Raw genomic sequence first — 19,619 nt, 5'->3', positions numbered from 1 at the left:
TAGTTACGGTAAATATACATATTTTATATATTTGTAATTTTTGAAAGGAAACCTGAAATATCAATTAATGTATGACAAGTTATTATAGAAGATTTTAATAGGATTATTCATTGATAATGTAACTAAGCAGCCATTATTAGTTAGAATGGAATAGCTCTAGTAATTGCATTGCTTGATTATTATTAGCAATGCTTGCAAGTCAACTCATAAAAGTTTGTAAAAAAAATAATTATGTGGAGGAGATATTTCAAAATGATGGCTAATAAAATGTGGCTCTTTTCAGATGTACTTGAAAAGAACAAACGAGTATTTAAGGTTCCTGTGTACCAAAGAAATTATGATTGGACTAACATACAGTGTGAAAAACTTTTTCGCGACATTATGAAGGCAGGAGAGAATAATCGTCAACATTTTACAGGCACGATTGTATATATTGATGACATCAATGGTGGTAGTGGACTAAATGAGGTTTTAATCATTGATGGTCAGCAAAGAATTACAACAATGTATATTCTTCTTAAATCTCTTTATGATGCATCTAAAGGAGTGTCTGTAAGAATCGAGGCTGAAGTTAATGAGGTAATGTTTAACAAGCATTGTGATGAAAAATATAAAGTTAAATTAAAACCAGTTAAAACAGATAACGAGCAATTGATGCTTCTTATAAAAGATAAAATAGATATAATGGATAGGAATTCAAATGTCTATAAAAACTATGTGAATTTCAACAATCTTATAAAAGCGACAGTTGCTGATGGATATGAACTTAATGATATTTTAGATGGAATAAAAAAGCTTGAAATTGTAGAGATTATTTTGGACAAGAGTCAAGGAGATGAACCCCAAAAAATTTTTGAGTCCATAAATTCTACTGGGTTAGAACTTTCGCTTGCAGATTTAATTAGAAATTATTTACTAATGGATGATGAAAACCAGGATGAACTCTATGAGGAGTACTGGCTTGAAATAGAAAAAAATGTCGGATACCGTAATCTTGGAGATTTTGTGATTAACTTTTTGAATTCTGAGATAACAAAATCCGTCAACAGTAAGAATGCATATCGTTTGTTTAAAGAACACTGCGAGGATAAAAAACTTAGCCATAAAGATGTACTGAAAGCTCTTAGAAGAACATCGAAATATTATGGAGCATTCATTGGAGAATTTGAATGCTATAGCAAAAGTGTGACGAAATATCTGAATGCATTTAATACTATAAAACAGACTACAGTTTTACCGCTTTTATTTAAGGTGTTTGATGATTTTGAAGCAGGAAATATTGATGAAAGTACATTATGTAATGTATTGGAATTTTTACTTACTTATTTTGTGAGAGCAAATGCTTGTGAAATTAATAAGAATATGTCAAAATTCATGAAGTCACTTTATAATAGGGTAATTGATAAAAGTTACGAGAATTATTATGAAAAATTTGTAATGTTTCTTAATGATATCCGATCTAATGATAGAATGCCTACGGATAAAGAATTTAAAGAAGCTTTAATTTATAGACCATTATATAAAAAGAATATCTGTAAGTATCTTTTGTCTGTAATTGAGAATTCTACTAAAGAACATATCGATGTTAGTGACTTAACTATTGAACACATTCTTCCACAGAAGGAAAATGCAGCGGTATGGAAAAAAGAGATTGGAGAAGATTATGGTCGTTTATATGAAACATATTTACATACACTGGGAAATCTTACAATAACTGGGTATAACAGCGAACTGGGAACTAAGTCATTTGAAGAGAAAAAGAGGATAATTAGACAAAACTCAAAAGCAAATGTTCTTAACAAAGAAGTATTGACTGCTGATACATGGGCGGAAAAATCTATCTTAAATAGAGCAGATGTATTAGCAAATATATTAGTATCTGAATTCAAGTATATTGATATTCACTCTGATACAAACGAAAGAACAGAGCTATCTTTTGATGTAAATAGTAATTTTGACTTTTCAAAAACAAAACCAGGTGAGATGATATTTGTTGGAGAACATACAAAAGTCTCTAGTTGGTCAGAACTATTAAGAAAGACAATGAATACAGCGTATGATCTTGATGCTGAAAAGATTACTGATCTTGCTAATAAGGATTATTCTATTGCGAATGCTAAACGGGTTTATATTTCAAATGACGAGAGAAAGTTTCGTAAACCAAAGCAGATAGATAATAGTGGAATCTATTTTGAAACAAACTTATCAGCTAATTCTATTGTTTCTTTTATAAAAAACTTGCTTGTAGAATTGCAGTTGGACAATGATGATTTTAGTTTTTTATTATCAGAAGTGCCGTTTGACATAGATAATGAGGAGACCTGGACAGAAGGATTAATTTCTGTAGCAAAACTTTTTTATAATTTTGTAGAAGATTTGGTAAAAAAAGGATTGATTGATTCTCTCGAATTAGAGAGTTTAAAAACAAAAGCATACACAAAGAATCTATTTCCAGCCACCGATTATCCTGCCATTGCAAATAGAAGAACTGATAATATGGGAAATTCTAGTCTAAAAAGATACAGAGCTAAAGCCATAAATTTCGATGGTACTGATATTTATGTATCAACTCAGTTTTTTAATTCTGACAGGGATGCAGTAATTGATTGGTATAGAAGACATTTATAATGTATAGAAACGAGGTTTAAGTGGTAGAAATTAAAATAAAGTAAAATTTTAAGTAGTAATAAACATGAAAAATGCAGAAAAATTAGAGATACGAAAGTGCATTTATCAAGCTATATGACAGTTAGGTTCAAATATAGAAAATGAAATAAACACAAAAGATGCTATGAATGGTAAACTTGCTCAAACCATAATCAATTGCGACGAGGAAAAGAAGTATTTTTTCATGTCTGTTGCAAAGAAAGATGAGTGATTTTCTAATTATGAAAAATAAAAGAGCCTTAATATATTTAATATGTCTTTTTTTAATATTTTTATTAATGGCATGCTCAAAAAAATAAATTCGATTGATAAATTAAATAAAGTGAAAATAATTAGTACATTAAAGGATTTTGGATATAATGAAAAAGATAGAGAAATGCTTTATAAAGAAAGAGAAAATCTGGATAATGAAGGGATAAAAATTGAGTCTTCTGAAGGGGCTATCTTTATTTTTGATAATAACAGTGATGTGATTCATGTAGATGCTTTATCAACTCTTAAGTGGGATGAAGATAGTGCGAAAGATTTAGAATATCCAAAAAAAGAATACGTAAAATTTATCAAAGATAAATATATTTCATCTGATTATACTGAGAAAAAGATTGGTTATTATACAAAAGGATATAAGATGTATTCCTATTATAAAGCAAATGTTGCTAATATTTTTAACCCATACTATCAAATGAGAGTTGTATTTAATAACAATGAGAATTCTGTTATTCTATTTGATATTATAGATGACTTTAGAATAAAAGAACCACCCAAAATAGATGAAATAAAGGCTGAGAATATTGCAAAAGATTTTTTATTAAATTCCAATAAAAACAAGTCAGAAAATGTTCTAAATGTTACGTTAACGGTAATTGAATCCAATGACTTTTTTAAGGATTCATCATTTTTAGTAGATGGTAAAAATAGAATCAAAGTTTCCGAAACTGGTGTTCTTCATTTAGCTTATGTGATAGAGATTGAAGATGTATTAATATATGTTGATGCCTATGATGGTAAAATAATTGGAGGAGATTCGTTTTAATTCATTACGAGATAAAAAAACTTAGCTAAGAAGCATCTAGAAAATCTAGGTGCTTTTCTGTTTAAGGTTCTAGCTGAAACTTTAGCAGGGCTTCCCTCTTCAATTATATAAAAAAGAACGTTTAAATTCACATAAAAAGATGGTAAACATTGCGATAAAAATATAGAAGATAGTCCTGAAGAGTGGCTAGATAATTTCTCCACTTTTCTATTTATCAAATTTTGCCCCAGTTAATAGAACTGCGGGAGCTAAATATTAAGATTGAGGAAACACCTAAAAAAAAGTAAGACCAATGGAAAGACCAATGACCACTCCCTTATTTCTATTAAGGGCAGTAGAAATTGGTCTTTCTATTTTGGATTTAGATTTAATTACAATTGGACTTGTGAGTGATATGTATACGGAAAAGGTTAATGATGATTATAAATATAGGGAAGTAGCAACACAGGATGACTTTGATAAGTTCTAAGAACTTTGCAAATATAGTTGCAATATAAAAATAATATGTTATACTTAATTTAAATTAAAAAAGGTAGATAGGTCGGTTTAATACATTGGAAAATAGAATAAAACAAATTAGAAAAGAGAAAGGATTAACTCAAGAGCAATTAGCCGATGAGTTAAGTGTAACAAGACAATACATTAGTCTTTTAGAACGAGGCGAGGCTCAACCAACGATTTCAGTAGGAATAGAAATTGCAAATAAACTAAATACATGCATATATACATTATTTGGTTTTGATAAGTTTGAGTGTGAGCAGTGTAATGGAGGTACAGGAGGGAACTAAAGTGAAATATTTAAATCCGCAGAGGTATAAGAATGGTGACAAGTATAATAAATAAACAAATAATTTGAACGCTATCAGTTTATTTATTAACAAATCAACAGTTTATTAAAGCAAGAGATAGTAAAAAAGGAGGATTTTATGAAGAAGTTATTATTAATTTTGTTAGCCTTAGTATTAGCTTTACCAACAACAGTATTTGCACAAGACTATATGAATGATACGACTAATTTTCAAAAGTCGATGGAAATTTTAGAAGAACTTGGTTGTAATGTGGAGAAGGAACATCAATTGCTTGGCTTGAGATCAGCAAAAGATGATAATAGAGTTAATCTAGGAAATGAGTCTTTCGCCCTACTAGATGAAAATGATAGGATTATATCAATTGATAGAATAAAAGAAACGAATGAAGATTCTTTTAGACATAGTACACCTAAAAAGGATGTTAGATTTACTCAAACCTTAGTTGAGCAAAAACTTATTAAAGAAGGATACGAGCTTGTTCATTCAGGTTATTTTGATGATACTACTTTAAGATTGAGATATGAAAAGATGATGCCTTATGGTGGCCATAACCAATATGATGCTTATGATGTCTATATAGATACAGAAAATGGAGCTTTAGTTAGCTTTAAGAAAAAGGGTATAGAGAAAGAAGAGATTTCTTTGAGAAGTTTTAGCCAAAATAGAAATCCTATTTCAGAAGATAAAGCTATAGGTATTGCAAATGAATTCTTAAAAAAATATAATAAAGGGGAAATTCAAGAAGTAAGAATAGGAACAGCTATTCCTAACATTGATTTTTTCAGAATCATAAAAGGAGATTCGGTTGATGGAACCCCAATAATTATCAATGAAGACAATATTGTTAATCAGGATATCAGAGAAGTATATATTTTAGATAATGAGAACCTAGAAGTGTATATAGATTTATACTCAGGTGAACTTCTAGGAGGAGATTTATTCATGTATGAAGGAGGTTCTATATCAGTTCCTGATGTAGCATATGGAACTGCAAGAGCAACTGATGCTCACTCCGGATTAGCTAGAATGGGTTATGATCCTGTAGATGTGGCAGCATCGGTAACTAATTTTAAGTCAAGAGCTAGTAGAATGTTGGGATATGGACTTAAAGCATTTTATGCAGGATGTCACGGAAATGCAAGTTCTATAGGTACAAATAAAGACGGCGGATCATATCTTAGATATACTAATGTCCCAAGCAGTGATTACCAATTTGTTTTTTTAGCTGCTTGTAATACAGCTGCTAATACGAATTGGTCTGATGCATTTGGAATATATAATGGTACTTCAAAGAACAAAGCATTTTTAGGCTGGTATGAATCCATTAACTCAGTTCAAAATTATAATTATTGTTGGCAACTTTGGAATCAAACATCAAGAGGTAAATCAGTAAGGAACGCAGCTTTAGATGCAGCTAATAAGATAACTGAATATTGCCCTATAAGATTTAGAGGCGATAGAAGTTATGATGGGTTCGATTAATTATGTTTTGGACGTCAACTACCTTTCTAACTGATTGTAATAAGTCTATTGTAAAAAGAACAGCATGGTTATTGTTAATAATATTTCTTATGGTTAATTTTAGCTCATGTTCTAGCTCAAATGATATACTTATTGATAAAGAAAATAATGGAGAGTCTGTGAAAGTATATATTTATGATGAGAAACAAGAGGATTTTAAAGAACTAGATATATCTTCAGATCAACAAAGGAAAGTTTTAGAAGAATTGAATAAATTAAATAAAGATTGTAATTTATATGATTCAAATAATCAATATTTAGGGTTGGATACCGCTTATTCTGATGGAGCATATTTAATTATAATAAAAAATGATGAAGAATATGAGATTGAGATAATAGAAGATAATCCAATTAGTGCAGATAATAGATATTGGTACAATGTAAAATCCAAAAATAAAGATATAGAGGGGATATATAAAACCTCTTATAATTTGAAAGAAAAAATAAATAGGATTGTATTAGAACAATGATTTACTTTAAATTATCGCACTTTGATTTAATTTGAGTCTTATATTCTACTAATTTATAAAGCATCTGGAAAATTTCAGGTGCTTTTTTCATGTCTATTTTTAGGCAGTGAGATATTGGCAAATAGAATAAAAAGGGATAACTGTAGAGATTGGTGGAGATACTACTAAACTTCAAGACGCACTAAGACAAGTAAATACTGAAATAAAACATACTCAGTCAGAGTTACGTGATGTCAATAAACTTCTTAAACTTGATCCTGGTAGCACTGAACTTATTTCCCAAAAGCATAAGCTATTAGGGCAGAACTTGGAAGAAACCAAGAATAAATTAACCTTTTTAAAAGAGGCATAAAAACGAGCAGAAAGGCTCTTGTTGAAGTCAAATGTAAAAGAACAGACGAAGGCTTCGTTGTTTTAAAGGACAGTATGATAGAAGAAATATAATCAGTAGATATACCTAATTCTATTTAAAAATTAAGAACAAAATGTAGGTAAAACAATGAAATAGTTAATGGACTATTAACAAAGAATTACTTATTCAAAAGTCCATCGTATGCATTTGCTTCTATTCTATTATGTATACAAATGGAAGAAAAGATTAAAACCATAGGTGGTATCAGTCTTAAAGAACTCAAAGAGAATGAAATAGAATAATATATTTATACTTAAAATTGATAAGCAGTTTTTTATTAAGACTATCTCTTTTAACGTTGAAACTACAATGTATAAATTAACTTTATGGACATTTGCGAAAGTCAATCACTATCCTGTATCGAAATTGTAAGAGTCTTATTAATATAAATTATTAAAATAAAACAGGTAAGTTTTAAAGCCAAAGATGTTTAAATTTAAAATGCGTTTGGAAAATTGAGATGATTTATTATAATACTACTGAAAAATATAAATCTATTAAAATTCTATAATTTTAACATATTTTAGAATAAATGGTGTTGTTTTTTGTTACCATATTTAATGGTATAATTTAATTATAGTTTTAATAAGGAGATTACAGAGTTGAAAAAAATATTAATTATTGAAGATGATAGACATTTAAATAAGGGTTTATCTATAGCTTTAGGTAAAAAACATGAAGTTATTTCAACATTGACTATAAATGAGGCAAAAGAATTTATTAATAAATCTGATTTGATTTTATTAGATATGAATTTACCAGATGGTGATGGCCTTGAAATTATAAGATATACAAGAAATATTTCATCAATTCCAATTATAATTTTATCTGCTATAGATTTAGAACCTTATATAATCTCAGCTATTGAATTGGGTGCGGATGATTATTTAACTAAACCTTTTTCTTTAGGTATTTTGGAAGCAAAGATAAAAAGATTATTTGAGAAAATTAACTATAGTAAGTTAAATAGATATATAAAAGCTGGAATAAATTTCAATTTTGGTGAAAATAAATTTTCCATTGATAACAAAGAATTTGATCTAACATTAACAGAGATAAAAATTTTATATGCTTTAATAAATAACAGAGGACAGGTTTTAACTAAAGAAATACTATTAGAATTTGTTTGGGGAATTGATGATGAATTTATTGATAAAAATACCTTAAGTGTAAATATTTCAAGAATTAGAAATAAGCTAAAACCTTATAATCCCATTGAAACTATATTTGGAGTTGGTTATAAATGGACTTATTAATTGTCATTTTACTTGTTTTTTTAGTAATTATTACATATAAATATATAGATTTAAAAAAACAAATAAGCGAGTTGTCGGATTATATTGATGCTGCAAGAGATGGAATGTTAGAATCCCCAGAATTTGATGAAAAAGAATTATCTAAAATCAAGTCAAAACTGATTAAATTTTTATATGCAAGTCAAGTAAAAGAATTCAAAATAAATACAGAGAAAAATAAGACTAAAGATTTAATAGCTGATATTTCACATCAGACCAAGACACCTATAAGTAATCTTTCTCTATACATTAGCTTATTAGAAAATGACCCAAAAGATGATTATATTGAAATTATAAAATATGAGTTAGACAAACTAAAATTTTTGATTGAAACTCTCATTAAATCTTCCAGGCTTGAATCTGATATTATTAGATTACAAAAAAACACTGCAAATTTATCAGATTTAGTAAAAGATATTTTAGTAGAATTTAAATCCATATTAAACGAAAAAGAGATAATAATAATTTTAAAAGATGAAGAATTAATTTTCGATTTAGACGAAAGGTGGCTTAAAGAAGCTATCCACAATTTGATAGATAATGCTATAAAATATTCTCCAAATAAATCAACTATTAATATTTCCGTTTATAAATCTTACCTAAATTATAATCTAGACATAGAAAATGAGTGCAAATATTTATCAGAAGAAACTCTGCCAAAAATATTCGAAAGATTTTATAGAGGTAAAAATTCAGTTTCTAAGGATGGACTTGGGTTAGGACTCTTTATAGCCCGAGAAATTATAAAAAAACATGGTGGAAATATAAAGGCTTCTCTAAATAACAATAAAATAAAATTTGCAGTAGACTTCCCTTTATGAGAAGTCTTTTTTCTTACAAAACTGTAAGAAGTCTTGTAAGTAGTTTGTAAGATATATTTGTTATTATCAATGTAAGAGGTGTGAAATATGTTGAAAGTAAAAAATTTAAAAAAATATTATAATTCAGATGGTGTAGAGGTAAGAGCACTTGATGATGTATCTTTTGATGTAAAAAACGGGGAATTTATTTCTATTGTTGGTGCATCTGGATCAGGTAAGTCAACACTGTTACATTTGATAGGTGGGCTTGATTATCCTACAAGTGGCAAAGTTATAATCGATGATATAGATATTTATGGTTTAAAAGATGATGCGAGAACTATATTTAGAAGAAGAAATATCGGATTTGTATTTCAGTCATATAATTTACTACCTATGTTAAATGTTTATGAAAATATAATAATTCCTTTTGGGCTTGACGGCGACAAGGTCGATAAAAAATATGTCGATTATGTAATTGACATTCTAGAGATAAACGATCAAAAAAATAAAATGCCAAATGAGTTATCGGGAGGACAGCAACAAAGAGCTGCTATAGCAAGAGCTTTAGTTACAAAGCCGTCTCTAATTCTAGCTGATGAACCTACAGGAAATTTGGATTCAAAATCATCATCCCAAGTTGTGTATTTATTAAAAAAGATTAATAAAGAACTTGGAAATACTATTCTTATGATTACTCACGATGATGCTGTAGCTCAAGCTGCAGAAAAAACTCTAAGGATAGAAGATGGAAGGCTGGTTAAAAAGAATGAAAGTCAAAAATAAAGCTTATATCAGGCGTCTTGCCAATAGCATCCTAAATGCTAATAAAAACAGGAGAAATATTCTCTTATTATCCATCGCTTTAACATCTATACTATTTACAAGTCTTTTTTCAGTAGTATTGGGATTAGGGAAAAGTATGGAAGTACAAACGATGAAAACCGTAGGTACTATAAGTCATGGTTCATTTAAAGAAGTTTCAGATAAAGATATAGAAGTTTTATCTAAAGATAAAAGTATCAAAGAATTTTCAGTAAGAAAGAAAGTTGGCATACTTGCTGATGAAAAAATTATGGCAGAATTATCTTATATGGATAAAAATGGATTCGACTGGTCTCTAATAGAAAAAGTTAAAGGGAAGTTTCCAGAGAAAGAAAATGAAGTATTTATAGATATGGCAGCTGCTAAAAAATTAGGTTATAAAGGTGAAATTGGAGAAGAGATAGAGATTTTATACAATATAGAAAGACCATACACCGGAGAAATTATAGAAAATAAAAGTGGGACATTTATTATATCAGGAACTTTTCAAAATCCAATTGATTCAAATGTGGGTGTAGGGCAAATATATTTATCAAAAAATTATGCGAACAAATTATCACTTCCAAGAAAAACAAACGATATAGAAGTCATGCTCGAAAACTCTTTTAATATAAAAGATAAGTTATTAAAAATTGCAGAAAGAAATGGATATAAAGTGGTTGATAGTTCAGGAAATTTATCTGACAATGAAATAAGAATTGGAGTTAATTTTGCATATTTTTTATCGGGTAGTAATAGTTTTAATTTAGCAACTTTTCTACCTGCATTAGCTTTTTTAATTTTAATAATGATTGCAGGATATTTAATAATAAATAATATTTTCAAAATCTCGGTAAACGAAGACATAAAAATTTTTGGATTTCTTAAAACTATAGGGATGACAAAACCACAAATCAAAAAGCTTGTTCACTTTGAATCTCTAACTGTTTCACTCCCATCAATAATAATTGGAAATATATTGGGTATTTCTATTGGGAAAGTAATTTTAAATAAAATATTTTCTAATAATGAGATGTTAACAGATATAAAATTATCATTGGCAACAATAGTTTTAATTATCTTATTTTCTACAGCGTTTACTTTACTTACAGTATTTCTATCAGTGATGAGTCCTGCAAGATATGCAGCTAAAGTTTCACCTATAGACGCCAATAGATATAATGAAACGCAATTAAACACGAGATATAAAAGTGACAATATTTCACTAGGAAAGCTTGCTAGAAGACAAGTATTTTCAAATAAATTTAGATTTATATCAATTGTACTATCTATGAGCCTATCAGCGGTTATTTTGAATAGTGTTTTAACTTATACTGGTAATATTGATTTAGAGAAGGGCATTTCAGATATAATTGTAACTGATTACAATATAGCAAACCCAAAATATTTTAGATATATGTATAACAGAAGTGAGGACGGAGTTAATGAAAAGTATATTGATAAAATAGAAAATCATAAAGGCTTTAAAGGTGGAGGTGCTTTATATTACTATGGCTTGGAGTATGATTATCCAGATGTAAAAATAGAAGAAAACAAAATTGCTCCAATATTATTAGGGATAGATGAATATCTAATAAACAAACAAAAAATTACAGACGGAAAGTTTGATAAAGAAAAATGGAAAACAGGAGATTATGTAATTATAGGCGAAAGAATTAAAAATAATTCTTACTTTAAAATCGGAGATAAAATAAAGATTAATGTAAAAAACAAGATAAAAGAAGTTCAAGTCATGGGCAAAATTAATTATAATTTTTCCAATGGATCAAGATACTTTCCAATTATTCACGAAGACCCCTTTGACGAACAGAGTCCTAAACTAAATTTGGAATATGTTTATTTAAATCCTAATTTGTATGAAGAACTTATAGGTAATAAAAGCATAATGTCCTATGGCTTTGATGTAGAAAGTAGTGAAAAGGAAAATTTTGACAAACTATTAAAATCTATGGAGTATGATCCAGACTTTTCTTATGATTCGAGAGATATTCAAATAAAGTCTTTTAAGGACTTTAAAAATCTAATAGAGTTTGTTGGTTACGGATTATCTCTGGTATTGTTTTTAATCTCGGTACTAAACTTTATAAATATTATAGCTACAGAAATTCTAAGGAATAAGGTTAATTTATCAATCTTTGAAGCTATTGGAATGACTAAGAAAAGCCTCAAAAAATATTTAATCAAAAAGAATTTAATTTACTCATTTTCAAGCTTAATGTTTTCTTTTGTAGCCATGATTCTTGTAAATAAATTTATCCTGATAGATTTTATGGCACAAACTAAGTGGACTTCCTTTAAATTCATAATAATGCCTCTTGTACTCGTGAACTTAGTAAATATAATCGTTGGAATAATATTTACTAGTAAATTTTATGAAAAACATAGTGAAAATAGTCTTGTTGATAGAATAAGAAATTTAGAATAAACTTGATGTATAAGAAATATTGCAATTTCTTAGCAGCGATAAAATTGCTTAATCAGTTGATAAGAAAATATTTTTAAATATTTTTTATAAAGGCCTATTATTTAATGAGAGGTATACTATGGATTTATTAAAAAGAAATAGAATAAATAATTATAATGATGATAGATTTTCTAAGAAAGCACTTTTACAACATGGTTGTTTTTTTGGTGAATGACACTGAACCTTACGAAATTATTATTACTGATAAATTTAACGCAGTGATAAAGGGAAATAATTACAAGTTATTTCCACAAGTTATCGAAGAATTTAGAATCTATGCTGAGCATATTGTAAATTTTTATGATGCTAAAAATAATTTAGTAAAATCATATCCAAAAAAATCTCTATTAAAAATATCGATTGATGATATTGAACCATCTCAATTTTATATTGATATTAATAAAATGAATGCACTTAAAAACTTTATCAAATCGGAAGAGGATGTTATTATACCTGTTTTGAAACATGGTGATAAATATATATGCCTAGATGGATATACGAGATTAATGATTGCACATCTTAGTGATATTAAAAATATTTATACTTTTAAAACTTCGTCTGAAGGTTTTATCTATGATTTTATTAAGGAGGCTCAGAGCAGAGATATTTTTCATATTAGAGATTTACAAATACTTTCACATGATGATTATATTAAAAAGTGGTATTCTTATTGTGATGAATATTTTGGATAGCTTTAAATACTTAAATAATTGATTACCAAAGAAATAAACAAATATTACTCGATACGGTTTTAATTAAATTCCTTATAAATAATTTATTGGTTTTTTCATAAATATCATTTATAGTTTTCGTTTTCTTTTACGAATTCTATTTCCTTTATAATTTTTTAATTGTATTAGTGATTCATTAATTATACTTTGTATTTCTTCTTGATTAATTGAAAAATGTAATTGGTCATTTGTTTGCTCCTGGTTTTTTTATTTTTTGTTTAAAAACATTGTACCAGTTTTGGTTCTAATGGAATCGGTAAAACAACTTTACTAAAAAGAACTATTCAAGAATTAAAAATTTTGAATTTAAAAGTAGGATATATACCTCAAAATTATTTTGATTTATATAATAATGATTTAAATGCTATAGAATTTTTATCCAAAACCTTCAATAAGGCCGAACATACAGAAATTTCAACTTATCTTGGAAGTTTAAATTTCACGCGCGAAGAAATGTATACAAATATTTCAAAATTATCAGGTGGGCAGAAGGTTAAATTATATTTTGCAAAAATGAATTTAGAAAGAGCAGAAATGATGGTTTTGGATGAGCCTACTCGTAATCTTTCACCGACGTCACAGGTGGAGGTTCTTGAAGCATTAAAGTCTTTTAAAGGAGCTATAATATCTGTCTCACATGATAGAAATTATATAAATAATGTTTGTGATAGGATTTATAAATTGAATAAATCTGGGCTTTTCAGAATAAAATAATTTACATTATGTATACAATTTATTTATCCAAAAATCTAATTAAGTATATAAAATATAGCTGAAATAATAGATTTTGGAAGAGGTAAAGATGTTATTAAAAAGATTTGATGATTTTACAATTAATGCTCGAAAACACTCTAATACTGCTGTAGATTATGCAAAGTCTTTTGGGAAAAATTTAGATTTTAGTAGTAAAAGTATTGCAGATTTAGAAAAGATATTGGACTTTTACAGTGACGATATTAAAATTTGTGAACCTACAGAAAAACAAGTCTGGACTATGGATCTTATCTTTGGTTCGTATTTAGGGGAGACTATGCTTTCAAATGGACTTAGAAAAAAGGGATTTGTTTGGGATATTATTGGAGACTCTCACATTCCAGTTTTAAAACTTGATAAAGATAATTATCTTACTCCCATAAATAAAGTTTTCAATAGATTGATAAATGGAGATCTTGATAATACAATTTCATTTTATGATGTTTTTATGAAAGATTTTGACTTAAATTAATTAAGCGATAATACAAATACAAAATGCACTTTCTTGCAAAGAGAAGGTGCTTTTTCTATATTTCACTATAATAGTACTAAATCTATTTAAAATAAGATTAGTTGTCTTTAGAGATTATTTTCCTAACTCATTTAAAGTGATTAAAATAAATTCTTTTAACTGAATATTAGTATCTTAATACAGTAAATATTTGGAAATTTTGTTTTACGCGTTATAATATATTATACATAAAGAATTAAAGGAGAGTTTAAATTGAAAATTGGAATTAAAAAAACTAAGACATTAAAAGTTAATAAGGATAATACGGCAGAAAAATTAAAAAGTGGCACACTTGCAGTATTTGCAACACCAGCTATGATAGCACTCATTGAGGAAACTGCTTGGACTTCGGTAGCTCCTTACTTAGAAAACGGACAAGCTACTGTTGGTACTAATTTAAATATAGCACATATTTCTGCAACGCCACTTGATATGGAAATTAAATGTGAAACTGAATTAATTGAAATAGATAAAAGAAAGCTTGTATTCGATGCAAAAGTTTATGATGAAAAAGGATTAATCGGAGAAGGCACTCATGAGAGATTTATCATAGATAGTGATAAGTTTTTACAAAAAGCTGAATCTAAGAAAAATAAATAATATTAGAGGCAATTGATGGTAGGTAAATACAAAGTAATAACACTATGTGGTTCAACTAGATTTAAGGACAAATTTTTTGAAGTTCAAAAACAACTAACTTTGGATGGGTATATAGTTATATCAGTAGGTCTGTTCGGACATGCTGGCGATAGTGAAGTTTGGGAGAATATGGACGAGGGAACTCTTACAAAGACAAAAGAAATGCTTGATGATATGCACAAAAGAAAAATAGATATGGCTGATGAAATTTTTGTCATCAATGTAGATGGTTATATTGGAAATAGTACAAAATCGGAGATTAAATATGCAAAAACTCATAATAAAGGTATTCGTTATTTAGAGTGAATTAGCTTTAGAAAGTAGGGAGAATATGAAGACAGGTTTAGTTCTTGAAGGCGGAGCCATGCGTGGAATGTATACTGCTGGAGTATTAGATGTTTTTATGGATAATAATATCGCATTTGATGGGATAATTGGAGTATCAGCAGGAGCACTTTTTGGGGTGAACTTTTTGTCAAATCAAAAGGGTCGTGTCATTAGATATAATAAAAAATATAATAAAGATAAACATTATATGGGAATATTGCCTCTTCTAAAAACTGGAAATATAATAGACACGGATTATGCATATTACAAAGTTCCTTTTGAATTGGACGTATTTGATGACGCAACTTTTAAAAAGTCCAATGTTCCGTTTTATGCAGTGATGACCAATGCAGAAACAGGCGAACCAGAATATTTTATAGTAAAAAGTGTGCTTGAACAAATGGATTGGCTACGTGCATCTGGTTCTATGCCTTTTTTATCTAAACCAGTTAAAATAGGAAATAAACTGTATATGGATGGGGCAATAACAGACAGCATACCTTTTAAATTTATGCTAGAACATGGATATGACCGTCTAGTTGTCATCTTAACTAAACCTAAAAATTATATCAAAAAGCCTCTACCTCCCCACATTACTAATTTGATTTACAAAAAAGAATTTCCAAAATTAGCCGATAAAATCAGAAATAGACATAAAATGTATAACAAACAAATGTCTGATTTACAAAAATTAGAACGAAAAAAGATAATAAAAATTATTCGTCCATCATCCAAACCTAAAGTCGGAAGAATCGAAAAGGATTCAAATAAATTAGAAGAATTATATCAATTGGGTAGAAGAGATTGTCATGAATTTCTAAAAAGAGAGAGAGTAAGAAATTTATAACTAATCTATATTTTAATATACTAAATATCGGGTAATAAATTTAATAACTAGATATTATGTTAATTTAACTCTTAGCTTGTAAAACAAAAATAATTTAAGGGGATTATTGATGAAAAATTTATTCGACATAGGAAATAATTATGCTAAAAATAGCGATTGGACAGATTTCGCACTCACTAAATTATGTTTATGCTCTTTGGGGGTGCTCATTGGAATCAGAGTTTCTGAAAAAAATAAAAAGTTGGCTGCTGGCCTAGCAGGAGCAACTTTTGCAGCTTCTTATATGCCTTTGATTAAGAGATTAATTAAAAATACCAAAAAGATGTAAATTTATTAATAATCAATAAATTAATATGGTAATTTGAATTGAATTTAGAGTAATCTTGTTTGAAAATGGATTATTCTGAATTCAATTTTTTTATGTCAAAATTTAGAATCTCTTATAAACCTAGAAATATAAAATGAATTATATAATCATTCTAAACTGATTGCCTTAAATATAAGTTAATAACACAACTTGTTATTAAGCTAGAATCACAAAATTATAATTTCAGTTTAGGAATTATCGATTGAGCAGAAAATAAATTTTGATAAATTTTTATTTGAAATTTTTTATTATTAACTCAAACAAATCATTTATATAGTATATTAATATACAGCATAATAATTAAACAAAAAATCAATTGCTCATATTTACCTGAGAATGTTTTTCTGAAATGATGGACATAACACATGAATATGTGTTAATAAATAATAAGGAGGTGAAACGAAAATGAAAAAGAGATTTTTAATATTTATTTCATTGATTTTTTGTATGTTTTTAAGTCCAGTTTATGCAAATAATATAACTGATATTAACAATAATGAAATATCATCTGAAATAAGTATAAACCATGACAATACTGAAAATAATATCACTAATGAAAAAAATATTTTAGATTCTAATAACGATGAAAATGTTTCTGTAAATAATACTCAAGAAATAGTTAATTTAGACGATTCTAAGAGCGATGATATTGACAAAAAAGATATCACCGAAAAAATCAATGAGGAAAGTTCAACTTCGAAATCAGAAGAAATAATCACAGAATTGGAAGATAATCCTAAACCCGATAATGATACTTTTGACAAAGATAAATTATCTGATGATGCAGATAATTTAAAATTTGAACAAAATGACAATAAATTTATTTCTGATTTTGAAAGAGTTGATGAAAACAATGATATAAATACAGATTTGCGAGGAAAAGATTACTCAATACAAGAAGATGACCAAGTTTCTAATTTAGAAAAAGATACTGCTAATGATGATAATCTAAAAGAAGATAAATCTATCACATTTAAAAATTTAAATGTGGGAGATGAATTATCAATTTCTGCAGTCAGAGCAAATGAAATCGACGAAAATGACGGCCAAAAAACTGTTGAAGTGGATTCAATGGATTCTTTATTAGATGCCATATCAAAAGCTACAGGTCAAGTTAAGATAATTATCACTAAAAGTTTCGATGTTACAAAGAAAATTGTAATTGGTAAAGACAAGGATATTATATTAACTGCAAATAATAGTAAAGAAGCTGATAAAAGTGGGAATCTATAAAACAACCTGCTGATTTTGCCAATAGTGGCGAAAATAAGCAAAGAGAAATAATTGAAGAAGCTAGAAAACGTGGAGAAGAAGCTTTAGAAAAAGCAAATTTAGAAAATAATCCACTTCCGTCAGCTGAAATAGGTGATATCATTATAAAAAGAGTGAAACAATTTATAAATGACACAATGTTTGAAGTTATAGGTAAATTGACCCTTGGAACAGAGGATTCCGCAATTTATATTGATGGAAACAGTGAGGTTCAAACCGCTTTTGACGATAGAGGAACGGTCCGTAATGGCGGACAGCTTACTATGAAAAATGCCGTGATTATGAACTCTATGAATGAACACGGTTACACCGGCCCCATTAAAGTCAAAAAGGGCGGCTCCTTTACAATGGATGGAGGACGAATTTCTAACAATACTTCCTACGAGAAAATTGATCATGACTATAACCGTCCGACTTCTGCCGGAACCGTGTACGTGGATCCAAGTGCAAGCTTTACCATGAACAATGGCCTTATTGACAACAACAATGGGGGCGTGACAGCCTATCCTAAGTCAGAGCTTATCATTACCGACGACATTATTGCCGGCAATCGATCCGGTTCTGGCGGAGGAGTGGCCGTTTCCGACCAATTTCTCTCCGAATTTAGCAATGTTGTGAACAGAGAATACGCAAATACTCCGGCGGATTACGAAAAGCATCTAAAGGATAATAAGGCCGAAGCCAACTTAAATGGAGGTTTAATCTACAAGAATTACGCTTCCACTGTACCCGGTCTTACGGAATATAATTTCTATATCAAACAAGACCAAAACGGGTTCTACACTCTTTACGTTCCAAGACTTATCATTGATGGCGTTCCCTATGATCTCTTCAATGTAACCAAGGTGGAAGCAAATAAACATGGATCCTATCCAAAGGAAAGCTTCGTAGAACCACAAGAGGAATCCAAGCCTAAAGTTGAAGTCACTAACTACGACGGTCCAAACCATGAGATCGAATTCTTAAAAGAATGGATCAATGGTCAAGATAAAGTACCTGAAGAAATTACGCTCGTTTTAACGGATAAATCCGGCAATAAGACAGAGATAAAATTGACTAAAAAGGAAAATTGGACCAAAACTTTATCGGATTTAGAAGGACTTCTTAAGGACAGCGAATATTCCGTTGCAGAAATTGAATTAGATGACTTTACTAGTGAGATTGAACAGGGAAATTCAGTTCTTGTAATTAAAGGTGAGAACAAAGACGGAGAGGAAATCTCATTTAATTATGAAAGCAAAGAATTAAATGAAGCCCTGTCTGGTGGCAACTATCGTTACAGAATTTTTGAACTTGAAGATAAATCTATAGAACTTAATCAAGAAAACTTAGATAAATTTATCAGGGTTGAAAAACAAGAGGATGGCAGCTATATTATTTATTTTGCTGATACAGTAAGCTTGACAGAGCATCTGTCTATAAAAGCAAAAAATAGCTACAATCCACCAAATGAACCACCGGAAGAACCTCCAGTGACACCAATTGTAGAGGAAATCAAAGAGGAAAAACCTATAATTTCTGAAAAAACAGAAATTGTTGATGTAAAAGAAAATATTGTCAAAACAAATAATATAAAAGACAATTCAGTTGCACCTAAAACATACGATGCAGGTGTTACTAGATATATAGTATTGACAATATTATCAGCTATTTCTATTGCTTTATTAGAAAAGAAATCAAAAAAATATAGTAAAAGAAAATAGTTGAACATGTTTTAAAAAAGATGATTGCTTTTTGGTAATCATCTTTTTTGTGTATGACTGGCATGTTCTAATGCTGGAGTGAAATTCCCTAAGGAGCGTAGTTGTCGACGAATCCCATAGCAACTTGCAAGTTTCACATGGTGACATGTGGGAGAGAAGAAGCAATAGCAAAA

General features: G+C 28.7%; 18 protein-coding genes and 1 pseudogene. All 19 read left to right on the top strand.

Features of this window, described 5'->3' with window-relative positions:
- Positions 1–252: 252 nt before the first annotated feature.
- The 19 genes and pseudogenes from ABID14_RS07995 to ABID14_RS07905 all read left to right on the top strand — a co-directional run bounded on the left by ABID14_RS07995 (position 253) and on the right by ABID14_RS07905 (position 19,446).
- The gene (locus ABID14_RS07995; RefSeq protein ID WP_354368913.1) at positions 253–2,628 is read left to right on the top strand and encodes a DUF262 domain-containing protein; all 2,376 of its coding nucleotides are present in this window, start codon (positions 253–255) and stop codon (positions 2,626–2,628) included.
- Between the two features lie 361 nt (positions 2,629–2,989).
- Positions 2,990–3,700, top strand: coding sequence for a hypothetical protein (locus tag ABID14_RS07990; RefSeq protein WP_354368911.1), 711 nt, complete (start codon positions 2,990–2,992; stop codon positions 3,698–3,700).
- 292 nt (positions 3,701–3,992) lie between these two features.
- Positions 3,993–4,169: a hypothetical protein gene (locus ABID14_RS07985; protein WP_354368954.1), complete on the top strand. Its 177-nt coding sequence runs from the start codon at positions 3,993–3,995 to the stop codon at positions 4,167–4,169.
- Positions 4,170–4,254: 85 nt separating this feature from the next.
- Positions 4,255–4,488, top strand: coding sequence for a helix-turn-helix transcriptional regulator (locus ABID14_RS07980; protein WP_354368909.1), 234 nt, complete (start codon positions 4,255–4,257; stop codon positions 4,486–4,488).
- 138 nt (positions 4,489–4,626) lie between these two features.
- Positions 4,627–5,991, top strand: coding sequence for a hypothetical protein (locus ABID14_RS07975; protein ID WP_354368907.1), 1,365 nt, complete (start codon positions 4,627–4,629; stop codon positions 5,989–5,991).
- Positions 5,992–6,149: 158 nt separating this feature from the next.
- Positions 6,150–6,500 carry a hypothetical protein gene (locus ABID14_RS07970; protein WP_354368905.1) on the top strand — a complete coding sequence of 117 codons (351 nt, stop codon included), beginning with the start codon at positions 6,150–6,152 and terminating at the stop codon, positions 6,498–6,500.
- 1,014 nt (positions 6,501–7,514) lie between these two features.
- Positions 7,515–8,168: a response regulator transcription factor gene (locus ABID14_RS07965; protein ID WP_354368903.1), complete on the top strand. Its 654-nt coding sequence runs from the start codon at positions 7,515–7,517 to the stop codon at positions 8,166–8,168.
- The gene (locus tag ABID14_RS07960; protein ID WP_354368901.1) at positions 8,156–9,028 is read left to right on the top strand and encodes a sensor histidine kinase; all 873 of its coding nucleotides are present in this window, start codon (positions 8,156–8,158) and stop codon (positions 9,026–9,028) included. Before ABID14_RS07965 ends, ABID14_RS07960 begins: the two co-directional genes overlap by 13 nt.
- 87 nt (positions 9,029–9,115) lie before the next feature.
- The gene (locus tag ABID14_RS07955) at positions 9,116–9,793 is read left to right on the top strand and encodes an ABC transporter ATP-binding protein (RefSeq protein WP_354368899.1); all 678 of its coding nucleotides are present in this window, start codon (positions 9,116–9,118) and stop codon (positions 9,791–9,793) included.
- Positions 9,756–12,257 carry an ABC transporter permease gene (locus tag ABID14_RS07950; protein WP_354368897.1) on the top strand — a complete coding sequence of 834 codons (2,502 nt, stop codon included), beginning with the start codon at positions 9,756–9,758 and terminating at the stop codon, positions 12,255–12,257. The genes ABID14_RS07955 and ABID14_RS07950 overlap by 38 nt, the downstream gene beginning before the upstream one ends.
- Positions 12,258–12,463: 206 nt before the next feature.
- Entirely contained in the window at positions 12,464–12,988 is a 525-nt protein-coding gene (locus ABID14_RS07945; RefSeq protein ID WP_354368895.1) for a hypothetical protein, read from the top strand.
- A gap of 288 nt (positions 12,989–13,276) precedes the next feature.
- Positions 13,277–13,741 (top strand): annotated as a pseudogene (locus ABID14_RS07940) (ATP-binding cassette domain-containing protein); the annotation flags it as partial.
- Positions 13,742–13,829: 88 nt separating this feature from the next.
- Positions 13,830–14,252: a hypothetical protein gene (locus ABID14_RS07935; RefSeq protein WP_354368894.1), complete on the top strand. Its 423-nt coding sequence runs from the start codon at positions 13,830–13,832 to the stop codon at positions 14,250–14,252.
- A gap of 252 nt (positions 14,253–14,504) precedes the next feature.
- On the top strand, positions 14,505–14,891 hold the full coding sequence (locus ABID14_RS07930; RefSeq protein WP_354368892.1) for a thioesterase family protein: 387 nt from the start codon (positions 14,505–14,507) through the stop codon (positions 14,889–14,891).
- Between the two features lie 15 nt (positions 14,892–14,906).
- Positions 14,907–15,236, top strand: coding sequence for a hypothetical protein (locus ABID14_RS07925; protein WP_354368890.1), 330 nt, complete (start codon positions 14,907–14,909; stop codon positions 15,234–15,236).
- Positions 15,237–15,261: 25 nt separating this feature from the next.
- Positions 15,262–16,104 (top strand): patatin-like phospholipase family protein, encoded by an 843-nt coding sequence (locus ABID14_RS07920; RefSeq protein WP_354368889.1) that lies wholly within the window; start codon positions 15,262–15,264, stop codon positions 16,102–16,104.
- A gap of 109 nt (positions 16,105–16,213) precedes the next feature.
- Complete coding sequence (locus ABID14_RS07915) at positions 16,214–16,432, top strand: permease of phosphate ABC transporter (RefSeq protein ID WP_354368887.1); 219 nt, start codon at positions 16,214–16,216, stop codon at positions 16,430–16,432.
- Positions 16,433–16,876: 444 nt separating this feature from the next.
- Positions 16,877–17,704: a hypothetical protein gene (locus ABID14_RS07910; RefSeq protein ID WP_354368885.1), complete on the top strand. Its 828-nt coding sequence runs from the start codon at positions 16,877–16,879 to the stop codon at positions 17,702–17,704.
- A gap of 176 nt (positions 17,705–17,880) precedes the next feature.
- Entirely contained in the window at positions 17,881–19,446 is a 1,566-nt protein-coding gene (locus tag ABID14_RS07905; RefSeq protein WP_354368884.1) for a Cna B-type domain-containing protein, read from the top strand.
- The last annotated feature ends 173 nt before the right edge of the window (positions 19,447–19,619 follow it).

Source organism: Peptoniphilus olsenii, from assembly GCF_040545475.1.
Lineage (GTDB): Bacteria > Bacillota > Clostridia > Tissierellales > Peptoniphilaceae > Peptoniphilus_A > Peptoniphilus_A olsenii.
Note: the sequence above shows the minus strand (reverse complement) of the source record. Positions and strands in the feature narration are given on the sequence as shown.